This is a genomic window from Micromonospora sp. NPDC048839 (genome assembly GCF_040649915.1).
Taxonomy (GTDB): Bacteria; Actinomycetota; Actinomycetes; order Mycobacteriales; family Micromonosporaceae; genus Micromonospora.
This window is the reverse complement of the sequence record NZ_JBEZGL010000007.1, coordinates 1-22,078: the sequence shown is the minus strand read 5'-3', so window position 1 is coordinate 22,078 and position 22,078 is coordinate 1. Positions and strand designations below refer to the sequence as shown.

The 22,078-nt window shown below is 70.7% G+C and carries 23 protein-coding genes and 2 tRNA genes; 20 read left to right on the top strand and 5 right to left on the bottom strand.

The annotated features are described in order from the left end of the window. Nucleotides 1-281: 281 nt before the first annotated feature. The 3 genes from AB0C25_RS15175 (at nucleotide 282) to AB0C25_RS15165 (ending at nucleotide 2,511) form a co-directional block, all read left to right on the top strand. On the top strand, nucleotides 282-1,745 hold the full coding sequence (locus tag AB0C25_RS15175) for an amidase (protein ID WP_357373433.1): 1,464 nt from the start codon (nucleotides 282-284) through the stop codon (nucleotides 1,743-1,745). A gap of 75 nt (nucleotides 1,746-1,820) precedes the next feature. Next, the gene (locus AB0C25_RS15170; RefSeq protein ID WP_355032334.1) at nucleotides 1,821-2,117 is read left to right on the top strand and encodes a hypothetical protein; all 297 of its coding nucleotides are present in this window, start codon (nucleotides 1,821-1,823) and stop codon (nucleotides 2,115-2,117) included. Further along, nucleotides 2,104-2,511 carry a DUF5130 family protein gene (locus AB0C25_RS15165; RefSeq protein WP_357373431.1) on the top strand — a complete coding sequence of 136 codons (408 nt, stop codon included), beginning with the start codon at nucleotides 2,104-2,106 and terminating at the stop codon, nucleotides 2,509-2,511. Before AB0C25_RS15170 ends, AB0C25_RS15165 begins: the two co-directional genes overlap by 14 nt. A gap of 176 nt (nucleotides 2,512-2,687) precedes the next feature. On the opposite strand, the gene pepN is transcribed toward AB0C25_RS15165, so the two are convergent. After that, complete coding sequence (gene pepN, locus AB0C25_RS15160; RefSeq protein ID WP_357373429.1) at nucleotides 2,688-5,237, bottom strand: aminopeptidase N; 2,550 nt, start codon at nucleotides 5,235-5,237, stop codon at nucleotides 2,688-2,690. Nucleotides 5,238-5,458: 221 nt separating this feature from the next. Here pepN and AB0C25_RS15155 point away from each other — a divergent pair, with 221 nt between their 5' ends. The 4 genes from AB0C25_RS15155 (at nucleotide 5,459) to AB0C25_RS15140 (ending at nucleotide 8,695) form a co-directional block, all read left to right on the top strand. Further along, nucleotides 5,459-6,085, top strand: coding sequence for a disulfide bond formation protein DsbA (locus AB0C25_RS15155; RefSeq protein ID WP_357373426.1), 627 nt, complete (start codon nucleotides 5,459-5,461; stop codon nucleotides 6,083-6,085). 198 nt (nucleotides 6,086-6,283) lie between these two features. Further along, nucleotides 6,284-6,859: a hypothetical protein gene (locus AB0C25_RS15150; RefSeq protein WP_357373425.1), complete on the top strand. Its 576-nt coding sequence runs from the start codon at nucleotides 6,284-6,286 to the stop codon at nucleotides 6,857-6,859. 80 nt (nucleotides 6,860-6,939) lie between these two features. Beyond that, nucleotides 6,940-8,139, top strand: coding sequence for a DUF1015 family protein (locus AB0C25_RS15145; protein WP_357373423.1), 1,200 nt, complete (start codon nucleotides 6,940-6,942; stop codon nucleotides 8,137-8,139). An 88-nt stretch (nucleotides 8,140-8,227) separates the two neighbouring features. Beyond that, nucleotides 8,228-8,695: a ribose-5-phosphate isomerase gene (locus AB0C25_RS15140; protein ID WP_357373421.1), complete on the top strand. Its 468-nt coding sequence runs from the start codon at nucleotides 8,228-8,230 to the stop codon at nucleotides 8,693-8,695. A gap of 50 nt (nucleotides 8,696-8,745) precedes the next feature. Here the strand turns inward: AB0C25_RS15140 and AB0C25_RS15135 are convergent, their stop codons facing one another. Continuing rightward, on the bottom strand, nucleotides 8,746-9,087 hold the full coding sequence (locus AB0C25_RS15135; protein ID WP_357373419.1) for a hypothetical protein: 342 nt from the start codon (nucleotides 9,085-9,087) through the stop codon (nucleotides 8,746-8,748). A 140-nt stretch (nucleotides 9,088-9,227) separates the two neighbouring features. Here AB0C25_RS15135 and AB0C25_RS15130 point away from each other — a divergent pair, with 140 nt between their 5' ends. The 6 genes from AB0C25_RS15130 (at nucleotide 9,228) to AB0C25_RS15105 (ending at nucleotide 13,473) form a co-directional block, all read left to right on the top strand. Continuing rightward, nucleotides 9,228-9,773, top strand: coding sequence for a hypothetical protein (locus AB0C25_RS15130; RefSeq protein WP_357373957.1), 546 nt, complete (start codon nucleotides 9,228-9,230; stop codon nucleotides 9,771-9,773). A 208-nt stretch (nucleotides 9,774-9,981) separates the two neighbouring features. Next, nucleotides 9,982-10,527, top strand: coding sequence for a hypothetical protein (locus AB0C25_RS15125; protein ID WP_357373417.1), 546 nt, complete (start codon nucleotides 9,982-9,984; stop codon nucleotides 10,525-10,527). Between the two features lie 171 nt (nucleotides 10,528-10,698). Continuing rightward, the gene (locus AB0C25_RS15120) at nucleotides 10,699-11,208 is read left to right on the top strand and encodes a SigE family RNA polymerase sigma factor (protein WP_357373415.1); all 510 of its coding nucleotides are present in this window, start codon (nucleotides 10,699-10,701) and stop codon (nucleotides 11,206-11,208) included. Beyond that, the gene (locus AB0C25_RS15115) at nucleotides 11,205-12,047 is read left to right on the top strand and encodes a hypothetical protein (protein WP_357373413.1); all 843 of its coding nucleotides are present in this window, start codon (nucleotides 11,205-11,207) and stop codon (nucleotides 12,045-12,047) included. The genes AB0C25_RS15120 and AB0C25_RS15115 overlap by 4 nt, the downstream gene beginning before the upstream one ends. A 165-nt stretch (nucleotides 12,048-12,212) precedes the next feature. Further along, nucleotides 12,213-12,809, top strand: coding sequence for a hypothetical protein (locus AB0C25_RS15110; RefSeq protein WP_357373411.1), 597 nt, complete (start codon nucleotides 12,213-12,215; stop codon nucleotides 12,807-12,809). A gap of 166 nt (nucleotides 12,810-12,975) precedes the next feature. Beyond that, complete coding sequence (locus AB0C25_RS15105) at nucleotides 12,976-13,473, top strand: GNAT family N-acetyltransferase (RefSeq protein WP_357373408.1); 498 nt, start codon at nucleotides 12,976-12,978, stop codon at nucleotides 13,471-13,473. Between the two features lie 128 nt (nucleotides 13,474-13,601). Here AB0C25_RS15105 and AB0C25_RS15100 read toward each other — a convergent pair. Further along, nucleotides 13,602-13,672 (bottom strand) — tRNA-Gly (locus AB0C25_RS15100). A 382-nt stretch (nucleotides 13,673-14,054) separates the two neighbouring features. Here AB0C25_RS15100 and AB0C25_RS15095 point away from each other — a divergent pair. From AB0C25_RS15095 to clpX, 5 genes are all read left to right on the top strand, one after another. Next, nucleotides 14,055-14,128, top strand: a tRNA-Pro gene (locus tag AB0C25_RS15095). Nucleotides 14,129-14,265: 137 nt separating this feature from the next. Continuing rightward, on the top strand, nucleotides 14,266-15,612 hold the full coding sequence (gene tig, locus AB0C25_RS15090) for a trigger factor (protein WP_357254549.1): 1,347 nt from the start codon (nucleotides 14,266-14,268) through the stop codon (nucleotides 15,610-15,612). A gap of 221 nt (nucleotides 15,613-15,833) precedes the next feature. Next, nucleotides 15,834-16,475: an ATP-dependent Clp protease proteolytic subunit gene (locus AB0C25_RS15085; protein WP_007464111.1), complete on the top strand. Its 642-nt coding sequence runs from the start codon at nucleotides 15,834-15,836 to the stop codon at nucleotides 16,473-16,475. A gap of 10 nt (nucleotides 16,476-16,485) precedes the next feature. Then, nucleotides 16,486-17,148: an ATP-dependent Clp protease proteolytic subunit gene (locus tag AB0C25_RS15080; RefSeq protein ID WP_007464109.1), complete on the top strand. Its 663-nt coding sequence runs from the start codon at nucleotides 16,486-16,488 to the stop codon at nucleotides 17,146-17,148. A 211-nt stretch (nucleotides 17,149-17,359) separates the two neighbouring features. Continuing rightward, nucleotides 17,360-18,655 (top strand): ATP-dependent Clp protease ATP-binding subunit ClpX, encoded by a 1,296-nt coding sequence (gene clpX, locus AB0C25_RS15075; protein ID WP_357373406.1) that lies wholly within the window; start codon nucleotides 17,360-17,362, stop codon nucleotides 18,653-18,655. A 240-nt stretch (nucleotides 18,656-18,895) separates the two neighbouring features. Here the strand turns inward: clpX and AB0C25_RS15070 are convergent, their stop codons facing one another. Then, complete coding sequence (locus AB0C25_RS15070) at nucleotides 18,896-19,522, bottom strand: XRE family transcriptional regulator (protein ID WP_357373404.1); 627 nt, start codon at nucleotides 19,520-19,522, stop codon at nucleotides 18,896-18,898. A gap of 41 nt (nucleotides 19,523-19,563) precedes the next feature. Here AB0C25_RS15070 and AB0C25_RS15065 point away from each other — a divergent pair, with 41 nt between their 5' ends. Both AB0C25_RS15065 and AB0C25_RS15060 read left to right on the top strand, forming a co-directional pair. Then, the gene (locus tag AB0C25_RS15065; RefSeq protein WP_357373402.1) at nucleotides 19,564-20,397 is read left to right on the top strand and encodes an EamA family transporter; all 834 of its coding nucleotides are present in this window, start codon (nucleotides 19,564-19,566) and stop codon (nucleotides 20,395-20,397) included. Nucleotides 20,398-20,435: 38 nt separating this feature from the next. Continuing rightward, nucleotides 20,436-21,233, top strand: coding sequence for a carbon-nitrogen hydrolase family protein (locus tag AB0C25_RS15060; protein WP_357373400.1), 798 nt, complete (start codon nucleotides 20,436-20,438; stop codon nucleotides 21,231-21,233). A gap of 26 nt (nucleotides 21,234-21,259) precedes the next feature. Here AB0C25_RS15060 and AB0C25_RS15055 read toward each other — a convergent pair whose 3' ends face one another. Further along, nucleotides 21,260-21,484 carry a hypothetical protein gene (locus tag AB0C25_RS15055; RefSeq protein ID WP_357254541.1) on the bottom strand — a complete coding sequence of 75 codons (225 nt, stop codon included), beginning with the start codon at nucleotides 21,482-21,484 and terminating at the stop codon, nucleotides 21,260-21,262. Nucleotides 21,485-22,078: the final 594 nt, after the last annotated feature.

The window sequence follows — 22,078 nt, the reverse complement described above, 5'->3', positions numbered from 1 at the left end:
CGGGTAGGCCACCTCTACCTCGCGCCCTTTGCTCTGCTTCACTCCGCGCAACAACGGCGTCCGATAATCGGACGTCCACTGTTGCGTGCGTTGAAGCAGAGCAAAGGGCGCGACTACGAGTACGGCCCCCGGACGTCCCGGTGCCGCGCGAGCGCGGCGCCAGCCCACCGGCAGCCCGCCCACCGGCCGCCCACCCACGGCCGCCCGCTGCGCGGCGCGCAGTGCAGTTCGGGCCGTGCGTGTCGGCTGCGCGGAGGGCTGACTGCCGGCAGGATGACGGCATGGCCGAGCCGCACGACCTGACCGCGCTGGAGCAGGCCGCCGCGATCAACCGCGGCGAGCTGTCCAGCGTCGACCTGGTTGAGCATGCCCTGAGCCGGGTGGCGGCGCTCGGCGACACCGTGGGCGCGTTCGTCACCGTCACCGAGGAGCTCGCCCGGCAGGCCGCACGCGCCGCCGACGCCGTGCCGACCGAGGCGCGCGGCCCGCTGCACGGTGTGCCGACCGCGATCAAGGACCTGACCCTCACCGCCGGGATCCGAACCACCTTCGGTTCGGCCGCGTTCATCGACTTCGTCCCGCCGGTCGACGCCGACGTGGTCCGGTTCATCAAGGCCGCCGGCCTGGTCAGCCTCGGCAAGACCACCACCTCCGAGTTGGGCTGCTCGCTCTACTCGGAGGGCCGCGTCGCGCCACCCGCCCGCAATCCGTGGCAACTGGCGTACACCGCCGGTGGGTCCAGCGGTGGCGCGGCGGCGGCGGTCGCGGCCGGGCTGGTCCCGGTCGCCCAGGGGTCCGACGGCGGCGGCTCGCTGCGCATCCCGGCGGCGCTCTGCGGCCTCGTCGGCTACAAGCCGAGCCGTGGCCTCGTCTCCGGCGGGCCGATCGGCTCCGGCGCGTTCGGCCTGCCCACCAGCGGCCCGCTCGGGCGGACCGTCACCGACGTCGCCGCGCTGCTCGACGTCATGGCCGTGCCGGTCCCCGGCGAGCCCTACCTGCCGCCAACCGCGCCGCCGGGCGGCTTCCTGGCCGTCGCGCGCCGCGCCGATCCCGGCCCGCTGCGCATCGGCCGGTTCACCACGCCGATGCTCGCCGACGAGCCGGTGCACCCCGACTGCGTGGCCGCCGTGGACCGGGCCGCCGCGCTGCTCACCGCGGCCGGCCACGAGGTGGTCGAGGTGGCACCGCCGCTCGGGCCGGCGGCGTGGCCGCTGTTCGAGATCCTCTGGTACGTCCTGGCGCTCACTCCGGTGCCGCCCCAGCGGGAGGCGGAGCTGCTGCCGCTGACCCGGTTGCTGCGGGCCCGTGGCGCCGAGATCTCCGCCGGCACCCTGGCCGCCACCCTGGGGGAGTTGCAGGCCCAGGTCCGGCTGGGTGCCCGTCGCACCGCCGGGTGCGACCTGCTGCTCTGTCCCACCCTCGCGGCCCCGCAGGCACCCGTCGGCTGGTTCACCGCCGACGGTGACCCGGCGGCCGATTTCGACAGGCAACGCCGCTTCTCGCCGTACTGTGCCATCTTCAACGTCACCGGCGATCCCTCCGTCTCCCTGCCGGTGGGTGCCACCACCGACGGCCTGCCCGTCGGGGTGCTGTTGACCGGCCGGTACGGCGACGACGCGCGGCTCATCGCGACGGCTGCGCAACTGGAGAACTCCAGTGACGGATGGGATCGGCACCCCGCGATCTGGCGGGCCGTCGACTCCGCTAACGTGAATGGTGACGGAGTCGGGTGGTCGACATCATGATCGTTCATCCGACCCGGTTGTTCGAGGTCGTCCTTCTTCCGCCTGGGGGCGTTGGGATTGTCTGTTACCGAGACGTTGCTGGTCTTCGTCGGCATCCCGTTGGCCGCGGTGCTGGTCATCGCCGGCCTGTCGTACGCCGGTAGCCGTGGGGGTGCCACCGGCGGTGGCGGTGGCGCCAAGCGCTACCGGCCGGGCCGGCCCTTCGACTTCACTCCGGTCTGGTTCCTGGGCCGCCCGGAGCAGCTGGCCGACTCGGCCGGCACCGCGCTGACGGCGGGGGCGCAGGCGCCCGCGCTGACCAGCCACAAGCTTGAGCAGGCCAGCGTCGACGCGCCGGCCGGTGGAACCGGAGGCGCAAGTGACCGTTGGTGAGAAGCAGACCGGGACGGAAAATCCGCCCGAGGTGCTGGACGGGCCCTTCTCGACCCGCCAGCTGCTGCGCATCGACGAGGCGCTGCGCCTGGCCGACAAGGGCACCGGGCTGGTCTTCTCGGTCTTCGTCGGCGGTCTCGACGAGCCGATCCGGGAGCACGCCCAGCGCCTGCACCGCCAGCTCGCCGACCCCGACAAGTCGGTGCTGATCGCGGTGTCGCCAAACCAGCGTCAGCTGGAGATCGTCACCGGGCGCTACGCGCGCAAGCGCATCCCCGACACGTACGCCAAACTGGCCGCGCTCTCCATGGCGGGTGCGTTCAGCGGCGGGGACCTGGCCGGCGGCATCATCAACGGCCTCGACCAGCTCGCCAGCCACGCCGGCAAGGGCTGAGCCCACGTACGAAGCGCACGCCGGCTAGCTTGATCGTGCTCGATCCAGGAAATAGGGGCCTCGGCTGCGGCTGAGGCCCCTATTTCCATGTTCGAGCACGATCTTCGCAACTGATGGCCCGGTGCTGGCGAGGACTCGCGTCCCACGCCGGCACCGGGCCGCGTACTCCCTGCTGATCAGCTCTGTGGCGCGTCCTTCGCGCGGGCCTTGAGCGCCCGCACCACGCCGTCGCGGCCCTCGGCGACCAGCCGGCGCAGCGGGCCGGGATGCCCGTCGCCGGCCAGCCACGCGTCGGTGGCCGCCACCGTGTCGTCCTCCACCAGGTAGACCGGGTACGCCAGCTGCGCGAACTCCTGCGCCGGCTCGCTGTCCCGGGTGGCCCACACCTGGCCGATCGCCGCGAAGTACTTCTCCCGGTACGGGGTGATCAGCTCCACCTGCGCCGGGTGGGCGAGGCCCTGCAACAGCGCCCGGTGCCGCCAGTTGGGCAGCGCGTCGGGGCCGGTCAGCAGCGCCCACACGGCGGCCTTGTTCTCCTCCGTCGGCACCAGCGCGTGCGCGTACGCCGCCTCCCGTTCGCCACTGGCGGTGCGGTCACCGGCCAGCTCCGCCTCGATCTCGGCGGCGCCGGCGGCACCGTTGGCGACCAGCGCGGCGAGGACCGACCAGCGCAGCTCGGTGTCCACGGTCAACCCGGCCGGCGCGCCGGTGCCGTCCAGCCAGCCGCGCAGTGTGGCCAGGTCCTCGTCGGAGCGGGCCGCCGAGGTGAACGCACGGGCCCAGGCCAGCTGGAACCCGCTGCCGGGCTCGGCGGCGGCGAGCGCGTCCCGGGCGGTACGGGCCAGGTCGGCCCAGCCGGTCGGCGCCCAGGCCGGGTCGGCGTAGAGGGTGAGCGCGGTGGTCGCCTGCCGCAGGGTCGCGGTGACCAGGTTGATGTCGGTCTCCGCGGGCAGCCCGCTCAGCGCGAGCGCCACGTAGTCGCGGGCGGACAGCTCCGCGTCGCGGATCATGTCCCAGGCCGCGGTCCAGCAGAGCGCACGCGCCAGCGACGACTCGAAGCCACCGATGTGCTGCACCACGGTCGCCATCGACCGGTCGTCGAGGCGCAGCTTGGTGTAGCTCAGGTCGTCGTCGTTGAGCAGCAGCACGTCGGCGGCCCGGACGCCGCGCAGCTCGGCGAGGTCCGTCCGCTCGCCGGTCACGTCCACCTCGTACCGCTCGCGGCGCACCAGCCGCCCGTCGGTCAGGTCGTACAGGCCCACGCCGATCCGGTGCGTGCGCAGCGTCGGGTACGCGGTCGGTGCCTCCTGCCGGACCGCCACCTGCTCGTAGGTGCCGTCCGCGCCGATTGTCACCTCCGGGCGCAGCGTGTTGACCTGCGCGGTCTCCAACCACTGCGCGGCGAACTTGCGCAGCTCCCGGCCGGACGCGGCCTCCAACTCGGTGAGCAGGTCGTCGAAGGTGGCGTTGCCCCAGGCGTGCTTGGCGAAGTAGGCCCGCAGCCCGGCGACGAACGGCTCCTCACCCACGTACGCGACGAGTTGCTTGAGCACACTCGCGCCCTTGGCGTAGGTGATGCCGTCGAAGTTGACCTCGACGGCCTCCATGTCCGGCATCTCGGTGTAGACCGGGTGCGTGGAGGAGAGCTGGTCCTGCCGGTAGCCCCAGTTCTTGCGGATGGACAGGAACGTCGTCCACGCCTCGGTGAACCGGGTGGCGTTGGTGTTGCACCAGTGGCTGGCCCACTCGGCGAACGACTCATTGAGCCACAGGTCGTTCCACCAGCGCATGGTGACCAGGTCGCCGAACCACATGTGGGCCAGCTCGTGCAGGATCGTGTTGGCCCGCTGCTCGTACTCGAAGTCGGTGACCTGCGAGCGGAACAGGTAGTGCGACTCGGCGTGCGTCACGCAGCCGAAGTTCTCCATCGCGCCGGCGTTGAAGTCGGGCACCCAGAGCTGGTCGTACTTCGGCAGCGGGTAGCGCACGCCGAACTTCTCGTGGAAGAAGTCGAAGCCCTGCTTGGTGATCAGGAACAGGTCGTCGGTGTCCAGGTACTGCGCCATCGACGCCCGGCAGAACGCCCCCAGGTCGATGCCGTCGTGACTGTCGCGCACCTCGTGGTACGGCCCGGCGCACAGGGCCGTGATGTAGGCGCTCATCCGGGGCGACTCGGCGAAGTGCAGCGTCTTGAGCCCCTCACCCGCCGGCTCCTCGCGCTGCACCGGCATGTTGGACACCGCCCGCCAGTGCGCCGGCACGGTGGCGTGCCAGGTGTAGACGCTCTTCAGGTCGGGCTGGTCGAAGCAGGCGAACACCCGCTGCGCGTCGGCGGTCTCGAACTGGCTGTAGAGGTACGTCTCGCCGTCCACCGGGTCGACCGTGCGGTGCAGTCCCTGCCCGCTGTTGGAGTAACCGAAGTCGGCCTCGACGACCAGGGTGTTGTCGCTGTCCAGGGCGGACAGGACCAGACCCTTCTCGGCCGACCAGTCGGAGAGGTCGACGGGCGTGCCGTTCAACGTCGCGGATCGCACCGACTCGGCCGCCAGCTCGATGAACGTGCTCGCGCCGGGCTCGCTGCAACGGAACCGGACCTCGGTCGTCGACCGGAACGTGCGGCCGTCGGCCGCCAGCACGGCGCTCGACAGGTCCAGACTGATGTCGTACCCCGTCACGTTGAGCAGGCGGGCCCGCTCGGTCGCCTCGACCTGCGTCAGGTTGCGCACTCCCGGCACTGTTTTTCTCCATCCCACATCTCGCCGTACGCCCGGCGGCGCCCGTTCGCCTACCGCTCGTGACGGCCGGCCCGATTCGAGTCTTCCATGCAGGGCCAGCCCCCGGTGGCCGAGGTCACGCTCTCATTCGAGTGCCGGTCGACGCGCCTCGGGGTGAAGATTCTCCTGAGACGCCGACCGCCGCCGGCGCCCCGTCGCGAAGGGATCTCACCGTGACCGAACGTGTCACCGCCGACATGTGGTTCGACCCGGCCTGCCCGTGGGCCTGGATCACGTCCCGCTGGCTGCTCGAGGTCGAGCAGATCCGTCCCGTGGACATCCGCTTCCACGTGATGAGCCTGGCCGTGTTGAACGACGGCCGGGACGGGCTGTCCGAGGACTACAAGGAGTTTCTGCGGACCGCCTGGGGCCCGGTGCGGGTCTGCATCGCCGCCGAGCAGCGGTACGGCAACGACGCCCTGCGCCCGCTCTACACCGCGCTCGGCACCCGGATCCATCTCGGCAAGGAGGAGCGGCGTCACGAGCTCTACGTCGCCGCGCTGACCGAGGCCGGCCTGGACCCGGCGCTGGCGGCGGCCGCCGAGAGCACCGACTACGACGAGGCGCTGCGGGCCAGCCACGAGGCCGGCATGCGCCCGGTCGGGCAGGACGTCGGCACTCCGGTCGTCCACGCGCCCGGCCCGGACGGCACGCCGGTCGCGTTCTTCGGCCCGGTGATCACCCCGGCCCCGAAGGGGGAGGCCGCCGGGCGACTCTGGGACGGCGTCCTGCTGGTCGCCGGCACCCCGGGCTTCTACGAGCTCAAGCGCACCCGCGAGCAGAGCCCGATCTTCGACTGAGCTGCGGAGGGCCGCCCTGTCAACGCCCGGCGTCGGCAGGGCGGTCGTCCCGACGGCACGGCACCGCGCACGTTCGCTCGGCGTGTCGTGGGTCGGCGGTGCCCGCCCCGTCACCGGGAGACTGCCCGCGTCGTTGGCCTGCATGTCCGCCGCAGCGACCCGCAGGGCCGCACCCCGCAGTTCGTGGAGGCATTCCCGATGGCCAAGCACCGTGCGTCCGGTGACGATCAACTGACCCGGCCGGGGGTGATCGAGACTCCCGGCGCGGCCTACTGGTCGGTCGACGACTCCCGCTGGCCGGCGGTCCGTCCCGACCTTCCCGCCCACATGGTGGATCTGCTCGCCCCGCCCATCGTGGTCGGCGTGGCCCGGGTTCCGGTGACCTCACGGCTGACCCCGGTCGAGCCCGCGGCACCGCTTGCCGGTTCCGCGCCACCGGTGGCACCGGCGCTCGAGCCGCTACCGCCGGCGGCGCCCCTACCGCCGGTTGCGGCGGTGGCTGCCACCATGGTGTCGGCTCCGGTCCTGCCGTCGGCTGCCGCACCGGCCGAACCCGCGCCGCCTCCGCCGGCACCCGCCGCTCCGCGTCCGGTGCCGACGCCGCCGTTGAGCCCGCGTCCCGTGCCGTCCCCGCCTCCCGATCGTCCGGTGCCGGGGCCGCCCGCGTCGCCCCGCCGGGCCGTGAACACCGGGCCGGCCGCGATCGGTCGACGGGGCAACGCCGGACCGGCGGCCGGCAGGCACCGTCGGGGCGCCTCCGACCGCGCCAGCTGACCGGCTCGGCGCTTTCATCTGGTGGACCCCCGCGCGGGTCCCCGTCGGTGGCGACACCGCCGCCGGTAGCGTCAGTGGGCATGACCGTCGTGCATCCGATCTCCCGGGCGTGGGTCACCACTGGTGGCACCGGCGCGCAAAACTACGACGAGTTCGCCGACGACGCGGAGATCACCGCGATCATCGAGGCGAACCCGCACAGTGCTCTCGGCATCGAGATGCCGCATCGCGCCCCGCAGAGCCTGGGCACGTCGTTCCTCGACGCGCTGCCGGACGCGGTGGCCCGCCTCGCCGAGGCGAAGGCCGACGGCAGCTACACGCCCGCCGAGCAGGTGGTCGTGCTCTACCGGATCAGCGCGCCCGGCGAGGAGTCGGCGTACGGGCTGTTCGCGATGGTGGACACCGACCAGATCTCCACCCGGGCCGACGAGCCCGGTCTGGTCATCCGCAACGAGGACGTCTTCATCGCCAAGGTGCGCGAGCGGGTGGCGCTGGCCGAGGCGCTTGGTCACCTGCTCTCACCCGTACTCCTGTTGCAGACCGGGCGTGGCGACGAGCTGCACGCCGCGCTCGCGGCGGCGACCGAGACGGCCGGCGCGCCCGCCGCGACGGACACCGACCAGGCGGGCCGCACCCATGCCATCTGGCTGCTCGGCCCCGGCCCGGAACAGGCCACGCTCACCGCTCTCGCCGGTGGCGGGGAGCTGGTCGTCGCCGACGGTAACCACCGCAGCCTGGCCGCACAGACCGGTGGGCTGCCGCGCTTCCTGGCCGTGGTCACCACGCCCGCGTCGGTGGGCATCCAGCCCTACAACCGGCTGGTCAGCGAGCTGACCACCACACCGGCCGAGCTGCTCGACCGGCTGCGGGCGGCGGGCGCCCAGGTCGCGCCGATCGACGGCCCGGTCGAGGTCCCGGCGGCCGGCGGCACCGTGCACCTCCGCCTCGGCGACCAGGGGTACGCGGTGCGCCTGCCCGCCACGGCGGCCGGCGACCTGGAGAACCTGGACCACGCCCTGGTCGAGCGGCTGCTGCTGCGCGACGCGCTCGGTCTGGACCCGGGCGACAAGCGGATCACCTACGTCGGCGGTGACTACCCGGCGAGCTGGCTCACCGGTGAGGTCGATGCCGGCCGGGCCGAGCTGGCGATCCTGATCGCACCGGTGACCGTGGCGGACTTCGTCGCGGTGAACCTGGCCCGGGAGAAGATGCCCCGCAAGAGCACCTGGTTCACCCCGAAGGCGCGCGGCGGTCTGGTCGTCGCTGAGCTGCCGCGCTGAGCGGTCCCGCACCCGACCGTGTGACGAACCCGGCTCTCCGACGCCGCCCGCGCGTCGTCGGAGAGCCGGGCCTGACAGACTGCGCGGTATGCGCGTCTACCTGGGATCCGATCACGCCGGTTTCGAGTTGAAGGTGCACCTGGCCAACCACCTGGCCAAACAGGGGTACGACGTGGTCGACGTCGGCCCGCACAGCTACGACCCGGACGACGACTACCCGACGTTCTGCCTGCACACCGGCGACCAGGTGGTGGCCGACGAGACGGGCCTCGGTGTGGTCATCGGTGGGTCCGGCAACGGTGAGCAGATCGCCGCGAACAAGGTCGCCGGGGTCCGCGCCGCGCTGGCGTGGAGCGTGGAGACCGCCCAACTGGCCCGCCAGCACAACGACGCGAACGTGGTCGCGATCGGCGCCCGCCAGCACACGCTCGACGACGCCACGGGCATCGTCGAGGCGTTCCTCAACACGCCGTTCTCCGGCAACGAGCGGCATGCCCGCCGGATCATCCAGGTGGCCGACTACGAGAAGACCCGGCAGCTGCCCGACCTGCCCTGACCGGCCGGCGCTTCCGGCTTCGCCAACGGCGTCCCGGCCCGGGGCGGCAGTCAGCGCGGGGAGCGGGGCAACTCCTCGCGGGGCACCCAGTTGCGTCGGACGACCACCACCCGGGCCTCCGCCTCGGCCAGGTCGTCGTCGGTGGGTCGGGCGGCGTCCCGGGCCCGGAGCGCGGCGCTGAGCCCCACCTGGGACGAACCGGAACCGACCAACCCGCGTAGGCCCCGCTCGCCGTCGCGCTCGTCGCCACCGTGGTTGCGGCGGCGCGGGGGCGGGTTGTCGCCGTCGTGCACCCCTGCGGTGCTGGCCGTCGGGCTGTCGGTGCTCCGACCGGCCGGCTCCGGGTCGGGGTGGTGGCGTAGCCGTCGCCGTCGTCGGTCGGGGTCACCCATCAGCCGACCGTACCCTGCCCGGCGTGCGATTCGGCACTGTCGTGCCGCTGCGCGTCCCGGGCGGGGTCGGCGACCTGTTTGTCGGCTGGTTACCCTCGGATTCAGGCGGCGGTGGTGCCGTCGGTCAGGGGGAGGACGAGATGGCAGACCAGACGCAGCCGTGGGCGGAGCGGACCGTGGAGGTGCCACCGCAGGCCGGCGTCGGGGTGCCGCCGCAGCGTGACGCGTTCCGCCGGGGCGTGGCCCCGGTGGGTCAGCCGCGCACCCCGCGGACCGAGTCGTTCGGAGTGGTCGAGCAGGAGCCGACCGGCACCGGCTGGCCCGGTGAGCCGGCCCCGCGTCGGCCGCTGAGCTGGCGGATGGCGCAACTGCGCCGCGGCGGTGAGTGGAGTGCGGCGGCCGGGTTGTTCGCGTTCGTCTGCTGGGGGATCTGGGCGCTCTCCGGCCAGGGTGACCTGACTGGTCCGGTGCTGGTGCTGGTGCTCAGCCTGCTGGTGGCGGTCGGCCTGTTCGCCCTGTCCCGGCTGGTCGGCCGGGTGGTGTGGGAGCGGCAGCTCGGACGGGTGCGGCGCAGCGCTCGCGGTGCCCACCTGGCGACGGCGGTGTTCCTCGTCGGCCTTGGCGTGGCGTGGCTCCAGCAGACCGAGTGGGTCGTCTCGGCCTGGAACTGGATCTCCTCGAACTGAGGATCGGGGAAACGCCCAGGCGGCCGGCGAGCGCCGCCCGCCCGGGCGTCGGCCTCGCGGCACGCCGCGAGGCTGGTCGTCTCCTCCACCAGACAGGGCCGCCGCATACCCCGCTGGCCACGGTTCATCCGTGCGGCACCGGTCCGTCTCGCGTCCCGGACCCCAGTTCCTGCGATAAATCGTTTCGGGCCGATGGGACCATGCTCGGGTGAAGAAGATTCCCACCCTTTTTCTCCGGAACCCCGACGACCGCAAGCACGTCCTGCCCGAGGTCAACCCCGCCTGCCAGTGGGTCCTCGACGGGGAGGGGACGTCGACGCGAAAGTACGACGGCACCTGCGTGCTGCTCGACGAGGACGGCGTGTGGTGGGCGCGGCGCGAGGTGCGGCCGGGCCGGCCGCAGCCGTCGGGCTACCGCCCGGTGATGACCGACGACGTGACGGGCAGGACCATGGGCTGGGAGCCGGTCGAGCAGTCGCCGTACGCCAGGTACCACGCCGAGGCCCTGGCCGCCACCGGGCCGCAACGGCGGCCTCCCGGCACCTACGAACTGATCGGCCCGAAGATCAACGGCAACCCCGAGGGGGTACGGGGCCACGAACTCGTGCCCCACGCCGACGCCGAGCAGTTCGACGTGCCGCGTGACCTGGACGGTCTGCGTGACTGGCTGCTGGCGCACCCCCGGTACGAGGGGCTCGTCTGGCACCACCCGGACGGCCGGCGGGCCAAGTTGAAGCGCCGCGACTTCGCCTGAGCCGACAGCGCCACCCGCGCGATCGGGTGCTGGCGAGTGACGCCCGTCGTCGGGGTTTGTCGCCTCGGGCGCCCGTTCGGCGTTGATCCCTCCGAGACACACACGAGTTGCGAGGCAACCCTCCGGGGCAGACCCCGCGTGTCTATCTCGAAACGGGGATCGGAGGCCTGAATGAGCGATCGCGACGAGGCGTTCGCCGAGTACTTCGCGGCACGGTCCGCTGCCATGCGCGCCACGGCGTACCTGCTGTGCGGCGACTGGCACCGGGCGGAAGACCTGGTGCAGACCACGTTCGTCAAGCTCTACCGGGTCTGGCACCGGATCTCACGGCACGAGGTGCTCGACAGCTACGTTCGGCAGATCCTGGTCCGGACGTTCCTCGACGAGCGGCGTCGCGGCTGGTGGCGGCGCGAACGGGTGGGGGGCGAAGACGCCGAACAGGTGATCGCCGCCGACTCGCCGGAGAGTCGGCTGGTGCTGCTTGAGGCCCTGGCTCGCGTCGCACCGCGCCAACGGGCGGTGCTGGTTCTCCGCTACTGGGAGGACCAGTCGATCGAGGACGTCGCGGGGCTGTTGGACTGCTCCGCAGGGACGGTGAAGAGCCAGGCGGCACGCGGGCTCGACACGCTGCGCGGCCTCCTGGCACCCACCTACAGCGGGATCGAGATGGGGGAGCGATGAACGGACAAGAGTTGCGCGACGCGTTGCGCGGCGAGATGGCGAACACCACCCCGCCACCACCACTGAGTACGGGTGCCGCGCTCGCCGCCGCACGTCGGGCACAGTTCCGCCGCCGCGCGTTGTGGACGTCGCTCGGATCGGCGGCCGTCGTGCTGGCCGTCACCGGCTTCGCGGTCGTCACCACTCCGGACGACCTCGTCTACCAACCGGCGGGCCAGGGGCCACTGGTGTCTCTGGACGCGACGGGGGACACCAAGGAGCCGTGGCCGACCGGGCCGGACGGTAAACCGCAGGAGGACCGGACCGCGCGGGCCGGATCCCAGCACGACCGGGGGGTTCACCTGCTCAACGAGGTCGTCGCCGTGGTGCCCACCGGCTACACCGCGCCGGAGGATCCGGCGAACCAGCCCGCCGACCAGCGGACGTTGCGGACCCACCAGGCGCAGTTCGAGGAGAAGGTGGACGGTGTCGACAGGTGGAGTTACCTGTCCTCGGTCGCCGTGGCCCAGGGCGACCGCACCGGGCGCGTGATCGTCGAGGTGCACGACGCCGGGACCCAGTTGGCGACCGAACCGTGCGCCCTGGCCCGCGACTTCTGGGGCATGCAGGGCGAATGCCAGCTCGAAACGGTCGGGGCGGCGCAGGTGGGCGTGGTGGTCCGACCGGGCAACGACGACCGGCTCGACCAGTGGTCGGCGTACCGGCACCCGGACGGCGTGGTGGTCTACGTGGCGCAGGGCGCGAAGCTCGACGAGAGCCGGCCGGGGCTGACCACGTTGCCGTTCGCCGTGCCGCAGTTGGCGGCCCTCGCGGTCGACGAACGGTTCCACCTGCGCTGACCCGTTCCCCCGCCCCGGGTTCCGGCCCGGGCGGGGGCGGCCGCGTGCCGCGTCCTGGTCGGCCCTCCTGCCGCTCGGCCGGCGCCGCACCCTAGCTCGCGCGGGGGAGGAGGTTGGTCCTCACCGGGGATCAACTGTCGTCGACGCCCGTGAAGAATTTGGCATATGGCGATCACGCTATTGCATGCGGCCCCGGCCAGCAGCGACACCGATCAACCCGTCCCACGCTGGGCGCTCCGTGCCGCCTACGCGCTCCCCTGGCTGCTGCTTCCCTCATGCCTGTGGAGGTTGCCGTTTGCCTTCCACTTCGACATGGGTCAGCTCGACGACGCACCTGTGTCTCCGTTGTGGATAGCTGTCCCGTATGTCTTCGGGCTCAGTGTGCTCACCGAATTGCTGGCGCTGCTCAGCATCGGTCTGGTGCGCGGCTGGGGCGAGGTCGTCCCGAGCTGGATCCCGGTCATCGGTGGCAGACGTGTGCCGTCCATGGCGACGGTTGTCCCTGCCGTGGTCGGAGGGCTGCTCCTGACCACGGTCTCGGTCTGGATGGCGCTCACCTGGGTCGGTGTGTCCGACGGCGTGGCGTACGAGAACGGCTGGTGGCAGGCGCTGGCCATGGTGTGCATCAGCCCGATCGGGCTCTGGGGTCCGATAGTGCTCGCCCTGACCTACGCCTACCACCTGCGCCGTCGCCCGGCCCGCGGTTCGGGGATGCCTGGGCTCGACGCGATTCGATGGACCGGGTCGACAAGTCGTCCGTGATCGTGGTCCGGTCGAGTCGGTTCGCGTCAAGCTCAACCTGCGCTACCGGTGCCTGGCCGTTCGCCCCCACGGCACCAGGATCCCCAGCGCCTGCTGATCTCTTGTGGTCCGCCCCCGCGGGTAAACCCCTGGACCACCCCGCACCCACCGGCGATAGCCTCGGCCCATGAGCTGGCTGCCCGATGACTTCGTCCACCCCGTGCACGTGCCCGTGCCCGACAGCTCGCTGCACCTGCGGCCGATCAGCGAGGCGGACACCGCGCTCGACTACCCCGCCGTGATGGGCTCCCGGGAGCGCCTGTGGGAGATCTTCGGCCCGGCCTGGGCCTGGCCCTCGGAGACGATGACCTATGAAGAGGACCGCATCGACCTGCTGCGGCACGAGAAGGAGATCGCCGCGCACCAGTCGTTCAACTACGCGCTGTTCGACGAGGAAGAGACGGCGCTCCTCGGTTGTGTCTACATCGACCCGCCCGAGCGCGCCGGCGCCGACGGCGAGATTTCCTGGTGGGTGGTGGACGACCTGGTCGGCAGCGCGGCGGAGCGGGCGCTCGACACGCTGGTGCCGCAGTGGATCGCCGCCGAGTGGCCCTTCCGGCAGCCCCGTTACCTGGGCCGCGACATCAGCTGGCAGGACTGGCTCGCGCTGCCGCGCGTGTCGTGACACGTCGAGGTGAGCCGGCCGCCCGGCCGCTGCTGCCGCGTCGGGTTGCCCCGAGTTGGCGGGAGCAGACGATGGGCATGAATGTGGCCCAGGTCGGAAACCATCCCTGACCTGGGCCACCAATGCCGAGCGGGCGACGAGAATCGAACTCGCGTAGTCAGTTTGGAAGACTGAAGCTCTACCATTGAGCTACGCCCGCGTGCACCCCGCCGAAACGAGGCGCGCAGACAGCTTACCCAATGTCTTCGCCGGCCGCGCAGCCACGCCACCGCCCGGCGGCGCCGGCTGTGCCCGCGCCGTTCCGCCGGAGCCCGAAGATCCACTCGACATCAGGGATTTCGTGGTCTCTCCGGCCCCCGGATACCGCGACATTCATGACGTCGTGTGGATCTCCACCGCCGAGACCGCCGAGACCGCCGAGACCGCGGAGACCGCCGAGACCGCCGAGACCGCCGAGGTCCCCCGAGGCGGCCCGGCGGCCTGCTGCGTGGGTGATACGGGCGGTTTGGGACTATCTGTCCGGGTGGTGGGTGCCCCGGCACCGCCTGAGTCGCGCCGACGGCATAGACTGCACGTCGCCACGGGGTGTGGCGCAGCTTGGTAGCGCACTCGCTTTGGGAGCGAGGGGCCGTGGGTTCAAATCCCGCCACCCCGACTGTCGTCCGCGGCCGGGCCGCCCCGGGTGCCGCCACCGCGGTTCCCGGGCGATGCCGGAGCGTCAGGCCGGCTCGCCTACACTCGATGGGCTGAATCACGCCCAGACTCAACTGAGATCCGTCAAGGAGTACGCCTGTGAAGAGCACCGTCGAGACTCTGAGCCCGACGCGCGTGCGGCTCGCCATCGAGGTGCCGTTCGTCGAGCTCGAGCCGAGCCTCAAGAAGGCGTACCGGGAGATCGGTTCGCAGGTCCAGGTCCCGGGCTTCCGCCGGGGCAAGGTGCCGACCGCGGTGATCGACCAGCGGGTCGGCCGCGGCACCGTCCTCAACGAGGCGGTGCAGGAGGCCATCCCGGAGAACATCCTCGCCGCGGTGCGCGAGCACGACCTCAAGACGCTGGGGCGCCCCGAGGTCGAGATCACCGAGTTCAACGACGGTGACTCGCTCAACTTCACCGCCGAGGTCGACGTCCGTCCGGAGATCACCATCCCGGACGCGTCCTCCATCGAGGTGACCGTCGACGAGCTGCAGATCGACGAGAGCGAGATCGACGAGCAGGTGAAGAACCTGCGGGAGCGTTTCGCGACCCTCAAGACCGTCGAGCGGGCCGCCGCCGAGGGCGACTACGTCCAGATCGACCTGAACGCCACCGTCGACGGCGAGGACGTGCCGGGCGGCCAGGCGAGCAACATCTCCCACGAGGTGGGCAGCAAGCAGCTCCTGCCCGGTCTGGACGAGGCCGTCGTCGGCCTCGCCGCCGGCGACGACACCACCTTCACCACCCAGCTCGTCGGCGGTGACTTCGCCGGTCGGGACGCCGAGGTGGCGGTGACCGTGCGCACGGTCAAGGAGAAGGAGCTGCCCGAGCTGAACGACGAGTTCGCCCAGATGGCGAGCGAGTTCGACACGATCGAGGAGCTGCGCGGCGACCTGCGTGCCCGGGTCAACCAGGGCAAGCAGGTCGAGCAGATCTACGCGGCCCGGGACAAGGCGCTCGCGCAGCTGGTCGAGGCCGCCGAGATTCCGGCCCCGGAGGGTGTCGTCCGCGAGGAGGTCGAGAGCCGCAAGCAGGCGATGGTCGACCAGCTGGAGCGGATCGGCGCCTCGATGGAGGAATACCTCGCGGCCGAGGACAAGACCGAGGAGCAGATCGACGCCGAGCTGACCGAGGCGGCGACCGAGGGCGTCAAGGTCCAGCTCCTGCTGGACACGCTTGCCGACGCCGAGGACGTGCAGGTCTCCGACGACGAGTTCGGGCACGAGATCGTGCACCGGGCGCAGCGCGCCGGCATGGCCCCGCAGCAGTACTACGACCAGCTGGTGCGCTCCGGCGCGGCCGCCGCGGTCTTCGGCGACGTGCGGCGGGGCAAGGCGCTCGCCGCCGTCATGGAGCGGATCACGATCAAGGACTCGGCCGGCAACGAGGTCACCCTCGACGCCCTCCGTGCCGCCAACGAGGCGGAGCACAACCACGACCACTGATCGTCGGGTGCGGCCGCCGTCCGCCGCTGTGCGGTGGACGGCGGCCGAATCCATTTTCTGGGTACGCCCGGAAGTCAGCGTTGCCGGGTACGCCCGGAAGCCCGCGCCGCGGGTGCCCTCGACACAGCTGCGCTGAGAGCGAACAGTGCCCCGACCGGGACTCTGCCGCCCCGCACAGCGGTTAGTGTCGGGAAAGACGGTACGGAGAGCGAAGGGCTGCCATGACCGACATGCACATCCCCAAGAAGTCGCTCCGGGCGATTGACGCGCGCGGTGGCGACTCCATTGGCAACCTCGACGACTCGGTCTACAACCGGTTGCTCAAGGAACGCATCATCTTCCTGGGCAGTGAGGTGACCGACCAGGTCGCCAACCGCATCTGCGCGCAGCTGCTGCTGCTCGCCGCGGAGGACCCGGACCGCGACATCAACCTGTGGATCAACTCGCCGGGTGGCTCGGTCTACTCCGGCATGGCGATCTACGACACCATGCAGTTCATCGACAACGATGTGTCGACCGTGGCGATGGGCATGGCGGCCTCGATGGGCCAGCTGCTGCTCTGCGCGGGCACCAAGGGCAAGCGGTACGCCCTGCCCCACGCCCGGATCATGATGCACCAGCCGTCCGGTGGTCTGGGCGGCACGGCGTCCGACATCGCCATCCAGGCGGAGCAGATGCTCTACACGAAGCGGATGTTCCAGGAGCGGGTCGCGCACCACACCGGCCAGAGTCAGTCGCAGATCGAGGCGGACTCGGACCGGGACCGTTGGTTCACCGCCCAGGAGGCCATGGACTACGGCTTCATCGACAAGGTGATCATCGGGGCCGCACAGGTTCCGGATGGCGCCGGGACCCTGAGCTGAGGAGCTGACGATGACCGATCTGAGCTTGCCGCCCCAGTTCGCGGCCGTGCACAACCGTTACGTGCTGCCGTCGTTCGTCGAGCGCACGTCGTACGGGGTCAAGGAGTCGAACCCGTACAACAAGCTCTTCGAGGACCGGATCATCTTCCTCGGCGTCCAGGTGGACGACGCGTCGGCCAACGACGTGATGGCCCAGCTGCTGACGCTCGAGGGCACCGATCCGGACCGCGACATCATCATGTACATCAACTCGCCGGGTGGCTCGTTCACCGCGATGACGGCGATCTACGACACCATGCAGTACGTCCGTCCGGACATCCAGACGGTCTGCCTCGGGCAGGCCGCCAGCGCGGCAGCGGTGTTGCTGTCGGCGGGCACCGCGGGTAAGCGGATGGCTCTTCCGAACTCGCGGATCATCATCCACCAGCCGGCCACCGAGGGCGGCTACGGGCAGGGCTCGGACATCGAGATCCAGGCCCGGGAGATCCTGCGGATGCGGACGCAGTTGGAGGACATGCTGTCCCGCCACTGCAACCGCCCGATCGAGCAGGTTCGCAAGGACATCGACCGTGACAAGATCATGACGGCCGAGGAGTCCAAGGAGTACGGGCTGGTCGACACGATCCTGACCAGCCGCAAGAAGGGTCTACTGGCGACCCACTCCGCCAGCTGAGCAGTACCGGGTCAGAGGTTGGCCGGGGCGTGCAGTTCCCGGCCGACCTCTGACACACCCCTTTTGGGGGTCGGAGAATGCCCCGCCAGCGGGTAACGTCGGGTCCGTACCGCTTCGCCGGTTGGGCCGGTGGGGTGAACCAAACCGGGCGGCGCGCAGCGTCCGCAGGTCAGGGCCGGGTCTCCGGCCGACGAGTGCAGGGAGAACGTAGGTGGCACGGATCGGTGACGGCGGCGACCTACTGAAATGCTCCTTCTGCGGTAAGTCGCAGAAGCAGGTCAAGAAACTCATCGCGGGCCCAGGGGTCTACATCTGCGACGAGTGCATCGATCTCTGCAACGAGATCATCGAAGAGGAGTTGGCCGAGTCCGGCGAGGTGAAGTGGGAAGAGCTTCCCAAGCCGATGGAGATCTGCCAGTTCCTCGACAACTACGTCGTGGGGCAGGATCAGGCCAAGAAGGCGCTCGCGGTCGCGGTCTACAACCACTACAAGCGGATCCAGGCTGAGGCGGCCAACGCACCGGGCTCCGGCAGCGATGCCGTCGAGCTGGCGAAGTCCAACATCCTGCTGCTCGGCCCCACCGGGTGCGGCAAGACCCACCTGGCGCAGACCCTCGCCCGCATGCTGAACGTCCCGTTCGCCATCGCCGACGCCACCGCGCTGACCGAGGCGGGCTACGTCGGCGAGGACGTGGAGAACATCCTCCTCAAGCTGATCCAGGCCGCCGACTACGACATCAAGCGTGCCGAGACCGGCATCATCTACATCGACGAGGTCGACAAGATCGCCCGCAAGTCGGAGAATCCGTCGATCACGCGGGACGTCTCCGGCGAGGGTGTGCAGCAGGCCCTGCTCAAGATGCTCGAGGGCACGGTGGCGAACGTGCCGCCGCAGGGTGGGCGTAAGCATCCGCATCAGGAGTTCATCCAGATCGACACCACGAATGTGCTGTTCATCTGCGGTGGCGCCTTCGCTGGTCTGGATCAGATCATCGAGTCTCGCACCGGGCAGGGCGGCACCGGCTTCGGTGCCCGGCTCCGTTCGGTTTCCGAGCGCTCGACCGACGACATCTTCAGCCAGGTCATGCCGGAAGACATGCTCAAGTTCGGGTTGATCCCCGAGTTCGTGGGCCGGCTGCCGGTGATCACCAACGTGCGCAGTCTGGACCGCAGCGCCCTGGTGCGGATCCTCACCGAGCCGCGTAACGCCCTGGTCCGGCAGTACCAGCGCCTGTTCGAGCTGGACGGGGTCGAGCTGGAGTTCGACGACCCGGCGCTGGAGGCGATCGCCGACCAGGCGATGCTGCGGGGCACCGGTGCCCGTGGCCTGCGGGCGATCATCGAGGAGGTGCTGCTCTCCGCGATGTACGAGGTGCCGAGCAACCCCGATGCCGCCCGAGTGTTGATCACCCGTGAGGTGGTCCTGGAGAACGTCAACCCGACAATCGTTCCGCGCGAGTTCACCGGGCGTCGGGCCCGGCGGGACCGCGAGGAGAAGTCGGCCTGATCCCACCGCGGTCACGCCGGCCGCCAAGTGCCTGTGTCAAAGCCCTCGGCTCGACCGAGGACTTTGACACAGGCACTAAGGCCTGTTTCGTAAGAACTGGCCGGCCTCCGGCGGGCCCGGACGACGACCGGCGGCGTTGCGCTCTCGCCCGGATACAACACCGGTATCCGAACGACATCGCGCCTTGCCGGATCGCCGCCCGGGCTCCGCCTCGGCTCGACCGCCCTTATGAAACAGGCCCTACTCCTGACGCGGCCGGCGTGATCGCGTCCGGCGGTCCCATTCGCCCGAAGGGGTGACGGTCACCATCATCAGTCGGGCCGGGACATCGCTGTCGTTTCGGTAGCCGTGCTCCCGATCGGCGTGAATCTCGATGGTCTCACCGGCGTGGACGGGATGGTCCTGCCCGTCGACCCGGACGATCACAGTGCCGTCCAGGATGTGCAGCACCTCGCGGGTGCCTCGCGGGTGGTCGAGGGAACGGTGGTCCTCCCCGGGGATGAGCCGCCAGTCCCAGAGTTCGACGAGATCCGGCTCGCCCAACCCGCTCAGCAGGCGGGCCGTGCCGCCGAGCTCGCCCTGCCAGAGCACGGGCGCGGCGCCGGCCGAACTGATCTTCACGGCCCGTTCCTCGGCCGGTTCGAGTAGCTGGGCGATGTTGACGCCGAACGCATCGGCGACCCGGCACAGCGTGCCGACGCTCGGGTTGGTACGCGCGCCTTCGATCTGCACGAGCATGCCCTTGCTCACCCCGGACCGGCCGGCCAACTCGTCGAAGGACCACCCTCGGGCGGCCCGTAGGTCGCGTACCTGTCGGGCTACCGCGGCGGTCACCGCGCCCACCCGATCCGGACTCGACTCGGTCATTAAACTATCCCCCACGGTCACTATTGTGGTACGACAGATGGATGATACCCATTGTCCTGGCCGCATTGTCCGCCCTCGCGTTCGGCACGGCCGACTTCTCCGGCGGTAAGGCGTCCCGGCACGCCGCCCCGATCGCCGTGACCGTGATCTCCCAACTGCTGAGCGTCCCGCTGCTGGTCGTGTTGGCACTTGCCGTACCCGGAACCCCGCACCTCGGTGACCTCGGCTGGGGGCTGCTCGCCGGGGTGGCCGGCGGGGGCGGGATCATATTGCTCTACCGGGCTCTCGCGGGCGGGATGATGGCGGTGGTGGCACCGATCACCGCGATCACCGCGGCAGTGGTGCCGATCGTCGCCGGTCTCTTCACGGCGTCCTTCCCGGGTGCCCTGGCGCTCACCGGCGCCGGCCTCGCGGTGGTGGCCATCGCCCTGGTCAGCCTGGGGGAGAGCGGCGGCAGGCGGGCGGTCCCGGGCCGGCTGGTCGGGCTTGCCCTCGCCGCCGGGGCGCTGTTCGGTGTCTTCTTCACCCTCCTGGGCCAGGCCGACGAGAGCGCGGGGATGTGGCCGGTGGCGGCGGTTCGGGCAAGCTCGATCGCGCTTGGCCTCGCGCTGGCCCTCGGCACCCGGACGCCGCTGCGCCTCGGGCGGCGGGAGTTGGGCTGGGCGGCGGTCGCGGGTCTGCTCGACAGTGGCGCCAACGCGCTGTTCCTGGCCGCCGCCGCCCGTGGTCACCTGAGCATCGTCGCGGCGCTCGCCGCGCTCTACCCGGCCAGCACCGTGCTGCTGGCGTTGGCCGTCGACCGGGAACGGCTGCGCGTCGTCCAGATCACCGGGCTCGGCTTCGCGGTCGGTGCGTTGGTGCTGGCCAGCCTGTGACGCTGTCCGCGCCGCCCTCCCCGCCGTACCCTGTGCTCATGCGCGTCGCGGTCTGCCAACTCAACGCCCGGGACGACCGTAAGGCCAACCTGGCCAACGCGGAGGCCCTGCTGAGCCGCGCGGCCGCCGGCGGCGCGGACCTTGCCGTCCTTCCGGAGTACGTCGACTATCTGGGCCCGGCGACCGGGATGCCCGAGCCGGAGCCGGTGGACGGCGAGGTCGGCAGCTTCTTGGCCGAGGTCGCCCAGCGGCTCGGCATCTGGCTGGTGGCCGGCTCCTTCCACGAGGCCGGCCCGGATCCGGAACACACCTGGAACACGTCGCTGGTCTTCGACCGCTCCGGCAATTTGGCCGCGAGCTATCGCAAGATCCATCTGTACGACGTGGAGATCCCCGGCCGGGTCTCCTACCGGGAGTCGGCGACTGTCGCACCGGGGGTTCAGCCGGTGGTGGTGGATGTCGAGGGTCTGCGGGTCGGCCTGTCGATCTGCTACGACCTGCGTTTTCCGGAGTTGTACCGGCTGCTCGCCACCGATGGTGGGGCACAGCTGCTGGTGGTCCCGGCGGCATTCATGATGCACACCGGCCGGGACCACTGGGAGGTTCTGTTGCGAGCACGGGCCATCGAGAACCAGTGCTTCGTGGCGGCGGCCGGCCAGACCGGCGACCACGACCCGGGCCGCACCTGCTTCGGGCGCAGCATGGTGGTCGATCCGTGGGGGACGGTCCTCAGCCAGGTTCCGGACGGCCCGGGTGTGTCAGTGGTGGACCTGGACCTCGATCGGCTCGCCGCGATCCGGGCCGAGCTGCCCAGCCTGGCCAACCGCCGGCTCTGACCCTCAGCCCTCCAGGGCTCTGAGCTTCAGCCCTCCAGCAGGACGCCGATGACCGCGAACCCCGCGATGGCCGCGGCGGTTATCAGCAGCGCGGTGGTCATCCGGGACTTGCCCCGGCGGGCCAGGCGACCCACGGAGAGCACCAGTACGACCAGCACGACCGCACCGATCACCACCTGCCAGAACGGCAGGAGAACGCCGAGCAGCGACTCCTCGGCGAGCACAGTGGTGCCGAGCCCGGACTCATCCATGTCTGACACTCTGGCACGGCAGGACGACCCGCGTCTCCGGCTGTGCCGGGCCCGTTGCGAACCAGCCGATCCGAACCAGTGATGAACCCTGATTTGCCTTCTCCCGGCCGTCCGCGTAACTTTCTCTCTGCACGGGGGAGGCCGGACAAACCGGCCGAGAACGGGCGCCAGGCTCGTGGCGGAGACGCCGAGCGAGACTGAGGATCGGGCGGTGCGGAACATCCCGGAAACGGGGTTGCGAACGCGAAGCCGACCGGGTAAGGTTCTGAAGCCGGCAGGAGCCGGGCGGATGGCCGCGAAGCGGCGATCGGCCGGTCTGCGGCTTCCCACGACAGCAACGACCGCCGGGTTCGGCGTGCGTCATCGTGGGTCCGGACGAGCCACATTGATCGCCTCGAACATGAGGTTGACAATGAAAGTTCGACCAAGTAGGTTTGAGCGGTTGCCCCGAAACGGGGTTCCACTGAGGTGGGGCTTCTGGTCGGTGTGTGGTTGTTCTTTGAGAACTCAACAGGGTGCTTGTAAAGCCAGTGCCAATTATGATTTATACCCCGGACTGGTCAGTTTTTGCTGGCTGGTTGGGATTCCTTTGGC